Annotated in this window: 12 protein-coding genes; 2 read left to right on the top strand and 10 right to left on the bottom strand. The window is 32.2% G+C overall.

From position 1 onward, the window contains the following. Positions 1-87: 87 nt before the first annotated feature. On the top strand, positions 88-1,581 hold the full coding sequence (locus tag XJ44_RS07265) for a sodium-dependent transporter (RefSeq protein WP_077198551.1): 1,494 nt from the start codon (positions 88-90) through the stop codon (positions 1,579-1,581). 14 nt (positions 1,582-1,595) lie between these two features. Continuing rightward, positions 1,596-1,697: a MetS family NSS transporter small subunit gene (locus tag XJ44_RS09210; protein WP_143609009.1), complete on the top strand. Its 102-nt coding sequence runs from the start codon at positions 1,596-1,598 to the stop codon at positions 1,695-1,697. A 29-nt stretch (positions 1,698-1,726) separates the two neighbouring features. Here the strand turns inward: XJ44_RS09210 and fliY are convergent, their stop codons facing one another. The 10 genes from fliY to XJ44_RS07215 are packed head-to-tail and all read right to left on the bottom strand — an operon-like array spanning position 1,727 to position 12,173. Beyond that, positions 1,727-2,833, bottom strand: coding sequence for a flagellar motor switch phosphatase FliY (fliY, locus tag XJ44_RS07260; RefSeq protein ID WP_077198695.1), 1,107 nt, complete (start codon positions 2,831-2,833; stop codon positions 1,727-1,729). Further along, positions 2,833-3,822, bottom strand: coding sequence for a flagellar motor switch protein FliM (gene fliM / locus XJ44_RS07255; protein WP_075666317.1), 990 nt, complete (start codon positions 3,820-3,822; stop codon positions 2,833-2,835). Before fliM ends, fliY begins: the two co-directional genes overlap by 1 nt. 13 nt (positions 3,823-3,835) lie before the next feature. Further along, complete coding sequence (locus XJ44_RS07250) at positions 3,836-4,360, bottom strand: flagellar basal body-associated FliL family protein (RefSeq protein WP_077198550.1); 525 nt, start codon at positions 4,358-4,360, stop codon at positions 3,836-3,838. Positions 4,361-4,371: 11 nt separating this feature from the next. Beyond that, entirely contained in the window at positions 4,372-5,238 is an 867-nt protein-coding gene (locus XJ44_RS07245; protein ID WP_075666315.1) for a flagellar motor protein MotB, read from the bottom strand. Continuing rightward, a complete protein-coding gene (locus XJ44_RS07240; protein WP_075666314.1) occupies positions 5,238-6,026 on the bottom strand; it encodes a motility protein A in 789 nt (262 codons plus the stop codon). Before XJ44_RS07240 ends, XJ44_RS07245 begins: the two co-directional genes overlap by 1 nt. Further along, entirely contained in the window at positions 6,026-6,238 is a 213-nt protein-coding gene (locus XJ44_RS07235) for a flagellar FlbD family protein (protein WP_075666740.1), read from the bottom strand. Before XJ44_RS07235 ends, XJ44_RS07240 begins: the two co-directional genes overlap by 1 nt. Positions 6,239-6,255: 17 nt before the next feature. Beyond that, a complete protein-coding gene (locus XJ44_RS07230; RefSeq protein ID WP_077198549.1) occupies positions 6,256-8,373 on the bottom strand; it encodes a flagellar hook-basal body complex protein in 2,118 nt (705 codons plus the stop codon). A gap of 5 nt (positions 8,374-8,378) precedes the next feature. After that, on the bottom strand, positions 8,379-9,044 hold the full coding sequence (locus tag XJ44_RS07225; protein WP_075666312.1) for a flagellar hook assembly protein FlgD: 666 nt from the start codon (positions 9,042-9,044) through the stop codon (positions 8,379-8,381). Next, entirely contained in the window at positions 9,019-11,229 is a 2,211-nt protein-coding gene (fliK, locus tag XJ44_RS07220) for a flagellar hook-length control protein FliK (RefSeq protein WP_077198548.1), read from the bottom strand. Before fliK ends, XJ44_RS07225 begins: the two co-directional genes overlap by 26 nt. Then, positions 11,226-12,173 carry a hypothetical protein gene (locus XJ44_RS07215; RefSeq protein WP_077198547.1) on the bottom strand — a complete coding sequence of 316 codons (948 nt, stop codon included), beginning with the start codon at positions 12,171-12,173 and terminating at the stop codon, positions 11,226-11,228. The genes fliK and XJ44_RS07215 overlap by 4 nt, the downstream gene beginning before the upstream one ends. Between the last annotated feature and the right edge of the window lie 44 nt (positions 12,174-12,217).

Raw genomic sequence — 12,217 nt, 5'->3', positions numbered from 1 at the left:
TTTACATGTTAAATATGTTATATTATTTATAAGAAAATTTCTTAAAAGTTACAAATGTTTTTACAACCTTAACAAAGGAGGGATTTTATGGCTAGACAAAAGTGGGGTTCAAGATGGGCTTTTGTACTTGCGGCAATTGGTTCTGCTGCCGGACTTGGGAATGCTTGGAGATTTCCTTACATGGCCTATTCAAATGGTGGAGGTGCTTTTTACGTTCCATACTTTATTGCTTTATTTTTAGCAGGTATTCCACTACTTATGGCTGAATTTGCTATTGGACAAAAATTCCAAAGCAGTGCCCCAAAATCAATGGCAAAAATCAAAAAAGGTGCAGAATTTATCGGTTGGTGGGCTGTTATAACTGGTGCATTAATAACATTCTATTACAATGTTATAATGGCATACATATTTAACTACCTTTATCACTCTTTCGGTGTTGCATGGAAAGACAATCCAAGCAACTTTTTCTTTGGAAATTTTCTAAAAATATCCAATGGTCCTGGTGAATTAGGTTCCATAAGATGGCCAATATTAATTGGACTTGTACTTGCATGGTTATGGATTTACTTTATCTTAAGAAAAGGCACATCATCAGTTGGAAAAACAGTTGTATGGACAGTCCCATTACCCGTAGTTTTATTAATTCTACTTGGAATCAGAGGTATTACTTTAGATGGTGCAACACAAGGATTAAATTATCTATTTGAACCAAATTTTGCAAAGCTTGCAGATCCAAGAGTTTGGGCTAATGCATTTGGTCAAATATTCTTCACGCTTAGTTTGGCGTTTGGTATAATGATTGCATACGGAAGTTACAACAAAAAAGATGAAGACATTGCAAACAACGCTATAATTACGGCATTAGGAAACTCTGCTACATCATTTCTTGCTGGAATTGCCGTATTTTCAGTGCTAGGTTACATGGCTTTACAAACTGGAAGTCCTGTCAATGAAGTTGTAAAAGGTGGAATTGGACTCGCATTTGTAGTTTATCCAAAAGCTATCTCTTTATTCCCAGGTGGTATGATTATCCAATCAATTATTGGTCTTGCTTTCTTTTTGATGTTATTAACACTTGGTATTGATTCTGCTTTCTCGCTAGTTGAAGCGGTAGAAGCAGCAGCATCTGATAAATTCAAAACAAACAAAAAGGCATTTTTAATAGGATTTTCAATATTTGGATTCCTATGTGGACTTCTTTTCTCCACGCAAGGAGGTCTGTATTGGCTTGATATCATTGATCACTTTCTTAGTATATATGCATTATTAATTGTTGGAATTTTGGAATCAATAATCATTGGTTGGGTTTTTGGTGCGGAAAAACTCAGAAATTATATCAACAAAGTTTCAGAAGTAAAGATCGGAAAATGGTTTAATTTATCGTTAAAATTCATAATTCCAACTGCACTTATATCTGTTCTTGTTTTAACATTAATAGATGAGATTAAAGAACCATATGGGGGTTATCCAACTTGGGCATTATTAACTGGTTTTGCAATACTAATTGCAACTCCGATTATCGCTATTATTCTTTCAAAAATTCCTTCAAAGGACAGCGAATACTATAAGAAGGAAATTTAAAGGGAGGAGACAAAATGAGCATAAGTGCTATAATATTTATGATTTTTGCAGGTGTAGTTTTATTTGGAGGACTATTTTGGTCCCTTTCAATAGCGGCTAAATCAAAGAAAAAATAAAAAAGGCTTCGGATCTTCCGAAGCCTTTTTTATTCTAAAGTGTAAAATCTTTCTTGTGGACTCACAATTTCCGTAATTCTTACACCAAAATTTTCATCTATTACTACGACTTCACCCCTTGCAATAAGTTTCCCATTAACTATAATATCCACAGGTTCACCTGTCAATTTATCAAGTTCAATCAACGAACCTACAGAAAGCTCCATAACTTGTTTTAAAGTTAATTTCGTTTTTCCTAATTCCACAACAACATTTAAAGGAATATCTAAAAGTGCTTGAATCCTATCTGGAATCTGTGTACCACTTTTTACAGTTCCTCCACTTTCAAAAGATTGAAATTGAGCTGGTGAAACCGCAACTGGATTTTTCTGAACATTTTCAGAAGTAGCCATTCCCATCGATGGCTTCCCAGATTGATTATTAACTTGCGTTTGTGGCTGCAATGGAGACTGTTTTTCCTCTTGTACCGTTTCAGTACTACCAAATAACATCTTATACAATTTTTTTACAAAAGGTGGTGACATTGTTAAAAAGAAGGCTGCAGGTTCTAACCCCTCGATTATAAGATTAAAATTAACCTTTGCAACAACATCATCCTCGTTAGTAACTACCGGTGGAAATTTAACATTTTCATCATCAAAATCTAACAATTCAACGACCGGAGGTGTTATATCCACTGGTTTTTTTAACATATCTGAAAGAGAAGTTGCTGCCGCCCCCATCATTTGATTCATTGCTTCAGAGACTGCACTCAATGATATTTCATCCACTTCCTCTGATTCTACTTCTCCAGTACCACCCATCATAATATTTGCAATCCTTGCCACTGCAATCTGTGGTAAAACCAAGGCATTTAATCCTTCTATTTCTCCTACAAAATTTATCGAAACTACCGCATTTTTACCTTTAACCTCTTTTCTTATTTCTTTGAGTTTCTTCATTTCAACTGTAGGAACAGTTATATCAACTTTTCTCCCAAGGAGTGTTGATAAAGCAGTAGTCCCACTCCCCATTATTATATTCCCAATTTCACCAAACATATCTTTTTCAAGATCAGTTAGTTCATTTTGCGAATCATCTATTTGATTCAAAAGAGAGTCCAACTCTTCTTGCGAAAGAAATTGTTCGTCTCCCATCATTTTATCTCCTCCTCATCTAACACCTCTACAATTCTAACTGCATACCTTCCTTTAAAAACACCTGGAACCCCAAGAAATTTATCCTTCCCATTTAGTTTTATCTTTAGAGGATCCTCTTTAAAAGTATTTAAACGTATTACATCACCAACCTCAAGATTTAAAATATCCCAAAGTGTCAAGTTAGTTTCTCCAATAGTTGCAGATAACTCCACAATTGTTCTTGCAAGATTCTCTCTTAAAGCTTTCATATCCTCCTCGGAAACAATTTTCTGTTTTGTTTTAAACCAACTCTGGGTAGTTAACTTTTCTCCAATTGGTTCCACCAATGAAGAAGGCCAACAGACATTTATATATCCCTCAAGTTTACCAATATTTACGAAAAACGTTATCACCAAAACCATTTCATTTAACGCCACCACTTGAACAAATTGTGGGTTTGTTTCAATAGCTTCAATAACAGGAACAAAAGAATAAACACTATTCCACGCCTGTGATAAATTTGTCAAGATATTTACAACTTCTTTTCTCATAACTTCTATTTCAGTTCCTGTTGGAGGTCTATTTAACTCAACAGAAGTTCCTGGACCTCCTAGTAAAATTTCCAAAATACCGTAAAAAATCTCTAAATCTATATCCAGTACAGCACTTCCAACAAATTCCTTTGCAGAAAATACAGTAATAAAGGAAGGATTTTTTATCGACTTTATAAACTCATCATATGTCATCTGGTCAATACTTACAAGATCAACCGCAACAAAACTTCTCAATCTACCAGAAAAATACGTTGATAAACTTCTTGCAAAATTCTCATGGAGCATCTGCAATGTTCTTTCTTGTTCTTTGGAAAATTTCCTAGGTCTTAGGAAATCGTAAGTTCTAACTTTTTTCTCTTCTTCCTCTTTTTTTACCTCTTCAATCGATACTTCTCCTTGATTTACAGCCTGTAATAACCTATCTATTTCTTCCTGACTTAAAACATCAGACATATTATCACCTCAATTACTGTACAGAGCTAACAGCTTTTATATAAAGATATACATCTATCACTCCTTGTTTTTCTTTTTCACCAACAAATCCTGTTATTTCATTTACAGCATTTTTTATTTGTTTTTTCAAAAGTTCTATCCCTGCAGGTGTATTTATTTCTGTTCTCTCTTTACTAAGAAAAATAAGCATTAAAGCATCCATGATTTCATCATTCTTTTCTGCAATTAAACCTCTACATTGATCGCTTCCCACCTTAAACGAAAGCGAGTCAATAACAGCAACTTCCTTTCCGCCTTTTAACATAAACGTCTGATAAGTTCCTGGCTGAATAACAACCGCTTTTATAGGAACTGCAGAAGTAGTTTCAGATTGAGTAGTTTCTTTTGCAGCTTGTGGTTGAGTGTTATTGCCCAAGAACATAACCACTGCAACACTTACCACTAACGATATAACTAAAGGTATCAAAATTGGCATTAGCAATCCCATTATTCCCTTTTTTTTCTTTGGCTGAGCTTCTTGAATTTCTTCCTCTGGCATTTGAACCCCTCCTATTTTGCTAATTCTCTCTTTATCAAAATATCAATTCTTCTATATTTTTGCCTTAAATCCACGATTTTCTGATCGGTTTCTTGAGTGAGTCTTGCAACAAAATCATTCCACTCGTTTCTCGTAATTTCACCTGCAACTAACTTTTTTCTCATCTCTTCAAGTTTAAATTCATATAAATTTCTCAATGCTTTTATTTCTTTTTGTATTTCAACATCACCCTTCCCTATTGGTACAAACCTCTCAGGTGCATAATAGTAATCTGGATCAAACCTTCCTAACTGGATATCCGCTATTCTTTCTAATGAACGTTTCTGTTTTAATTCTGTTGTAAAGAAAAGAACAACACTAGAAGCCCGTGCAGCACTGAGATGCCAATTGGAAAAATATATAGAATTCTCAGGCAAAGGTATTTCATTTGCAAAACCATATACTTCGAGAACATTAGTAGTATGTTCAATTATCACAGTTCCCAATTTTTCCAAAAGTTTTTTCGCTTCAGCAGTTAACCTTGCACTCCCTGGTTCAAATATATCCAAATCACTAATTGTAATTAATGTACCTTCATCTTTTTCCTGTACAGTTACCTTTCCTTTGTATTCCTCTGATATCCTTAAAATCTCCTGATAAACCCCAGGATTTTGTGAAATTAATGGTTCTGTTTGTAAAGATTTTCCACCAGTTAAAACACTTGGGGGATTTCCATTTAAAGCCGATGTTAAACCTACCGCAACTTGTTGAAACTTACCTGGACTAATACTAGACATTGCAAAGAGCAACACAAAAAATGTCAGCAACAACGTAACCATATCACCATATGTGGTCATCCACAAAGGGGCACCTTTTGGACATTCTTGCTTTTTAGCCATTATGCACTTGCCTCCTGAGTAGATGCCTCGTATTGTGCTTTAGCCGCTTGAGGTAAGAACGCCTTTAATTTTTCTTCTAATATTCTTGGATTTTCTCCAGCTTGAATTGATAAAATACCTTCTAATATCATGTTTTTTTCTAATTCCATATTTAATATTCTTTTTCCTATTTTCTCTGAAATTGGCAACGCAAAGGCATTAGCCATTATTGAACCATATAGCGTAGTAATAAGTGCAACTGCCATAGATGGACCTAAAGAATTTGGATCATTCAAACTTTTAAGCATTTGTATTAAACCAATCAAAGTACCTATCATACCAAAAGCAGGAGCATATGCTCCAATTGCATCAAATAACCCTTTTTTCAAATTCATTTCACTTGAAGCAACTTCTATTTCAATTTCCATCATAGACTTTAAAACTTCTGGTTCAGTACCATCAACCAATAATTGTAACCCTTTTTTCATAAATGGATCTTCAAGTTGTTCAATATTTTCCTCTAGGGATAAAAGTCCTTCCCTTCTAGCTTTTTCAGATAACGAAACCAAAGTTTTCAAAAGATTTACATAGTCAGTCTTTGGTTCTTTTAAAGACTCTAGTGCAACTTGGACAAATTTAAAAGCTATATCTTTAGGATTTGCAGCAACTGCAGCACCTATCGAACCACCAATGACTATAACTATTGATGGAATATTGATAAAAGCCGCAAAGTCACCTCCACCGGATATAATACCATAAATAACCATAATAAAGGCCAAACCCATACCACCCAGTAATGCTATATCCATTATTCCTCACCATCCTTATATAAAGGGGGAATACTCAAAATTCTTCTTCTATATTCCATTATTTCTTCAATTACTTCCTCCACACTTTCCAATACAATATACTTTTTCCCATTGTAGAGTGTAATAGTTGTATCAGGCAAAGCTTCTACTTTTTCAATGTACTCTGCATTAAGATAAAATTTTTTCTTATTTAAAAAAGTAAGTAAGATAATACACTTCACCCCTTATTTTATCGTCTTAAATTCACTACTTCTTGAAGAATTTGATCAGCAGTAGTTACAACTCTCGCATTTGCTTGAAAACCTCTCTGAGCAATTATTAATTTTGTAAACTCTTCGGACAAATCTACATTTGACATTTCAAGTGCTCCAGAAATCAATGCACCAGAACCCCCAAATCCAGGTTGTCTAATTATTGCGCTTCCACTATTCGCACTTTCCGTGTAAAGAGAGTTCCCTGCCTCCAAAAGACCCGCAGGATTATTAAAAATAGCAAGTGCTACCTTCCCAAGTTTATCAGTAAGTCCATTACTAAATGTACCAATTATATCTCCATTTTCTGCAATTGAGAAAGACTCCAAAGTACCTTGAGCATTTCCGTTTTGTTCAACAACATAAGCATCAGAGGTTGCAGCAAACTGCGTTATACCAGTCAGATTCAATTTAATTTTTACTTCCCCATCTCCGTTTTCTGCAGCATTAAATTTAATTGCATCAATAGATTCTCCACGATTTATCTGACCAGTTATTGGATCAAAAGCATACAATCCTGTATACCTTCCACTCTCATCAAAAGTCATAACACCAGTTGTACCACTTGTTATCTCTTGCCCAGTATCGTAATTACTTAAATATTTTACATTCTCTCCCGAAGCACTCCTTACTCTAAATGCCCAAGCATTTTTATAATTTGCAGAACCATCGTTGTAATTTGCAGAAAGTTTTACGAAATCTATATATAATGTATACGCGTTACCAAGCGTATCATATACCTGCACCGATGTTGTATAAAATGGTGAATTAAAATCTGTAACAGAAAAATTAGTAGGATTATCCGCTTCGTAAAATCTAGGTTCACCACTTCCAGGAACTACTAGACTATTTACAGTCGAACCGTTATAAACTTCCACCGTATAAGTCTCTGCTGGATCAAAAACACCCGTCAAACTATAGTTTGTACCATTTATCAAACCAGAAGTAAAATCATATTGTGCAACCAAATTACCGTTTGAATCTCTAACAAATACTTTTGCATTGGAAGAAATATCTGCTCCGTTATATGTGAAATCCAACTGATTAGTTGAAACCACCGTTCCATTTTCCGTTGATGCGATAAACCCAGGAGTTGCAAGATCAACAACATCTTTTGCAACTTCTATCACATAATCACTACCATTCTTTATTTGATCAGAAGCAACAATTGTAGTTCCTGAACTTACACTAGCAGTTTGAACATCCAAAATTTTGCCACTAGAATCTCTGATAATAAATGTGTAATTTCCATCCTCCTGACCTATTCCACTTAAATTAACACTTCCATCAGTCGTTGCTGTAACACTCAACTTTTGCTTTATTGCACCAGATTGTACAACATTACCAAATTTGTCAAATTTCATATATATCTCTCCATCGATATTATCATCTGTTCCACTGTATACTTTTGCTCTATAAATTTGATAATCTGCAAATGGATCCTGTAAACCTCCCTTATCTCTATCGAAAATTATCTTTACATTTACAGAAGTTCCTCCGTAACCTGACAATGTCATAACAGTTTTACCTGGGCCAACTCTTGCATCTAAATTATTTGCCACAGTCATAGAAGTAGTCTTCTTTGCAGACATAGAAAGTCCAGCAGAAATTTGGATATCTGATATTGGTTTATTTGTATCTACATATCTTTTGCCAGATTCTGGATCTGGTTCGGCTATCCATCCCTGCAATTTTAACCCTGAAGTTGGTTGTATAATTGTACCATTCACATCTAAATCAAAGTTCCCCGCTCTAGTATAATATGTCTTTCCTGTACCATCTCTTAGAATAAAAAAACCATCTCCTTGAATTGCAAGATCAGTTTTTTTCCCCGTGTTTTGAAAACTCCCTTGAGACATTATCTTATCTATTGATGCAACTTTTACACCATAGCCTATTTGCTTTGGATTTGTCCCACCTGTAAGCTCTGTTGCCCTTTTTGACAACTCCAAAACCTGAGAAAAAGTTGTTGCATAAGTTACGCGCGATGCTTTAAAACCTATTGTACTGACATTTGCAATATTATTTCCTACGACATCAATAGCCTGTTGAAATCCTTGAAGACCAGTTACTCCACTGTAAATTGATCTTATCATCTATTTCACCCCTCTTCAGAAATTTCTATTATTGAATTTATCGGATACAAATTCCCATTCACAAGTACATATACATCATTATCTTTAAACTGCACTGCTTCAACTTTTCCACCATCCATAGCTGAAATTTCACTTAAACTTCCATCAGGTTGTACCGTATAAAGTCCAAAATTATAAATCCCATCTGGTAAAGCAACTCCGTCATTGTTCCTACCGTCCCATAAAAAGGTCTGCATACCTGCTTCCAAATTTCCAAGGTCTTCCTCTTTAACAATTTTCCCATTTTCATCGTATATCTTTAAAATTACATGCGAAGGTTCTTCTAATTTAAAAACTTGGGTATTTGTCACACCGTTTTTTAACTCAATAATATTCGACTTTACAACAGCATACTTTCCCACCATAGATGAAACTTGTGCTCTATACAACGATGCTGAACTTTCAACAAATTTTTGAACTGACTCACTCATATTTGTAATTTGTTCAAGTGTAGATAACTGCGTCATTTGAGCAATAAACTCCCTATCTTTTAATGGCTCTAAAGGATCCTGATTTTTTAATTGAGTAACTAATAGTTCTAAAAACGCTTCCTTGTCTAACTCTTTTTTTACACCGTGATTTTTTGAATTTTCCATTGGATAAATATTATTCATTTGTATCCAGTTCATCATTATCTTTCACCCACCTCTTTTTTTGCTTTCTATTTTGTTCATTTCCTTTGTCTTGTTTTTCTTCTTCATACCATTCTTGTTCTTCTTTAACTTCAAAAGAATATTCTTTGATCTCAAGCCCTATATTATTAAATCTTTCCCTTAAATTGTGTAATCCTTTTTCTACAATATCTCTTGATTCTTTATTTTCAAAAACAAATCTTATAACTACTTCGTTATCCACTTTTTCCAAATTAACCTCAAGCTTGCCAAAAGCTGGATGTTTTAAATCAATTATTGCTTTTTCTTTATAACTTCCTTTATTCTCTATCATCTCCGTAATTTTTTTGTAAATTTCCTCTATGTTTCTATTTTGAGATTCTAGTTCTGTTCTAATTACATGTAAATTGTTCGCCTTCTCTGTATTATTCAAAAGATCAATTTTCGTATGCACTTCTTCATATTTTGGCATCTTATATAATTTTCTTGCTTGATATTTGAAAATTTCATTGGAAATTTTTGGATTAACTTCCTTACGTGCTACATGTTTTTTTATATTTCTTTCGCTTTCAAAAATAAATTCTATTTTCAACTTATGTTCACTATCCCCCTTTATATTATTCTTCAAAAAAACATTGTTTTCCCTAATAAACCGCTCTAAAATTTTAACCCTTCTATTAATTTCATTTGTCTTTGGAGGATTTTTTTCTCTAATTATTGGGGATAATTTCTCATTTGTCATAGAAATAGGTATTAATATTAAAGAATTTATAGTCTTATTTCCAATTCTAAATATTTTGTCTTTGAAAAAGTAAACTACATCCTTTTTTTTATTTAAAATTATACTCCTATTCAATATTACATCTCTTTTTAATAGCTTTTTTTCTAGGTTATTCTCATTTGTAAAAATTACTTTAATCTTGGGTGGGGTATCCTTTGGTAACTTCACATCTTTTATTTTAATATTTTTTAAATGTTTTACATTTTCACACAACAATCTTAAATCCTTAATATCCACATTTAAGCTCACTTGATTGTTTTCTAAAAGATAAGATTCTTTCCCTTCTAACTTTTCTAAAAAATTCGTTATAACTTCTTGCACTTTTAAATTTATCTTAGTTTCTTTTTTTTCTATCTCTTTGCCTATTTTTGCAGGAACATCCAATTTTTTCACTTCTTTAGCTTTACTATACTTAACAGCTTTAATATTTTTAACATCCATCTTCTTTGAAGAATTTAGAATTATATTTTTCTTTTTATCATTATTTTTTATATTTTCACTTGTTATATTTTTCTTAATATCACCAACAAAATCACCTTGAAAAATTCCATCTTCATTGAGTCCATTTACATATTCTTTTACATTCAAATAAGTTTTTTCTATTGAATGGAAAGGAGATATATCCTCCTTTTTTTCAATTACTTTACTATTTTCAACTACTTTACTCTTTATAACATTTCTCCGTAAATTTTTTAATTTTTCATCTTTCTTTGAGATATCAAAAAACTTCTGATCTTTCCCTGTTTCCAATGGTTCTTTTTTTAATTTTGTAATTTCTTTTTTTAAAGTATTTGTATTTTCTTTTATAAAATTTTTCTTTTCAACAATATCATTTTCAACAAAAACTTTACTTATAATTTTTACTTTTCCATCTTTTTTACTTTTTAAGACGAGTAACTTTTCATTATTTTCCTTTATATCACTAATCATCTTTCTTAAAATACTATTTTTTACGTTTTTTTCCTCTGATCTTTCCGACTTTAATCTGTCTAACTCTAAGATTTCCTTTTTCTCAAAAATATTAACTATCTTTTTTTCTTGCAGCATGGTTTTTTCGTCTCGTGGTAAAATTTCTTTTTTACCATCCATATTACTAAATTTATATTCTTTCTTTTTTGAATTCTCTCCATTTTTTCTTTCGAAAACAACATTTGAAAACTTATCTTTAACGTCTTCTGTTAAGTTCTTAGTACTAACAGAAGTTTCCAAACTTTCTATAACATGCTTTAGTAATTTTTTTTCATCTACAAAAGGTTCATCTTGTAGCCTTAATATTTCTTTTGAAACTGTTTTTCCAAAAATTTTCTTTTTTTCCTCTACTAATTGTTTAAAAGCGCTATTACTTTCTTTTTGGCTTTTTAATTTTACATTTTTACCATGATTCATTTCAACGTTATTAGCAATAAGTTGTTTTAAAAGATTCATTCTATTCCACCACCTAATTTTATTAACTCAACAAAAAGTTTCTCATTTTCATCTTTTAAACGTTTTAAAATCCTTTTTGTAATTGAGACATCCACATTAGATAGCAGATAATATACAATTCTAGGAGAATCCTTGTATAAATTAATCATTGAGTAAATCTCGTTTTCACTTAATGAAGATAAATATCCTTTTACTGCTTTGTTAAATCCTTCAAGTGATATCAACTGACTTTGTAATGTGTACAATTTATCAATCTCTTTTTTCAAAAATTCCAATTTTTCATTTAAATTACTAAGAATTTCATTTACATTGTAAATTTTATTAACAACCGCAGCTGCTTTTGTTGGATTTACTTTTGCAAGTGCTTGTACCATTTCACTCCTTAAGTCTGGAGCTAACTGCTGAAAAACTACAGCTAATGTCTCTACATTCACATCTTTACTATTCATCAACGGTACCAATTCATTTGCATCTCCATTTTTAAAAATTTCAACTAATTTATTTAAATTCTTAGCAGTATCAAAAACTTTTGTTTTGGATAATTCTTCACTTATTTTTTTCTCTTTCCATTCATCCTCTATTCTTTTAAGTGAATTGTATAAAATTTCGTTTTGTTTTCTTAATTTTTCTGCCTCTTTCAATTTTTCTTCCGATTGCTTAATTAACCCCTCTATATTTTTCTTATAACTTTCAAATATTTCTGTAAAGTACTTTTTGGGTTCATTTACACTTAATGACTCATACTTTACATACCTATTTAAAATAGGTACTTTATTCAACAAATACGCAGCATAACTCTTGAAATTTGAAAACAATGATTCATCCACACCATATACATTTTTTAATAAAAAATTAAAATAAGAAAACAACAAAATTTCCGAAATAACTAAAACTGCTATAACAAACGCTATTAGAAATTTTAGAAGTTTGTTTTTCTTCTCCATATTCAACCTCCAAATATTCTTTTCCAAGTAAATTTTTCTACACA

The organism is Thermosipho affectus (assembly GCF_001990485.1).
GTDB lineage: Bacteria > Thermotogota > Thermotogae > Thermotogales > Fervidobacteriaceae > Thermosipho > Thermosipho affectus.
The sequence above is the reverse complement of the archived record's forward strand: the minus strand, read 5'-3'. Positions and strand labels throughout refer to the sequence as shown.

Bases quoted from the DNA above. Each gene is read 5' to 3' on its own strand.
- XJ44_RS07265 (WP_077198551.1), top strand. From the start codon at position 88: ATGGCTAGACAAAAGTGGGGTTCAAGATGGGCTTTTGTACTTGCGGCA.
- XJ44_RS09210 (WP_143609009.1), top strand. From the start codon at position 1,596: ATGAGCATAAGTGCTATAATATTTATGATTTTTGCAGGTGTAGTTTTA.
- fliY (WP_077198695.1), bottom strand. From the start codon at position 2,833: ATGGGAGACGAACAATTTCTTTCGCAAGAAGAGTTGGACTCTCTTTTG.
- fliM (WP_075666317.1), bottom strand. From the start codon at position 3,822: ATGTCTGATGTTTTAAGTCAGGAAGAAATAGATAGGTTATTACAGGCT.
- XJ44_RS07250 (WP_077198550.1), bottom strand. From the start codon at position 4,360: ATGCCAGAGGAAGAAATTCAAGAAGCTCAGCCAAAGAAAAAAAAGGGA.
- XJ44_RS07245 (WP_075666315.1), bottom strand. From the start codon at position 5,238: ATGGCTAAAAAGCAAGAATGTCCAAAAGGTGCCCCTTTGTGGATGACC.
- XJ44_RS07240 (WP_075666314.1), bottom strand. From the start codon at position 6,026: ATGGATATAGCATTACTGGGTGGTATGGGTTTGGCCTTTATTATGGTT.
- XJ44_RS07230 (WP_077198549.1), bottom strand. From the start codon at position 8,373: ATGATAAGATCAATTTACAGTGGAGTAACTGGTCTTCAAGGATTTCAA.
- XJ44_RS07225 (WP_075666312.1), bottom strand. From the start codon at position 9,044: ATGATGAACTGGATACAAATGAATAATATTTATCCAATGGAAAATTCA.
- fliK (WP_077198548.1), bottom strand. From the start codon at position 11,229: ATGAATCTTTTAAAACAACTTATTGCTAATAACGTTGAAATGAATCAT.
- XJ44_RS07215 (WP_077198547.1), bottom strand. From the start codon at position 12,173: ATGGAGAAGAAAAACAAACTTCTAAAATTTCTAATAGCGTTTGTTATA.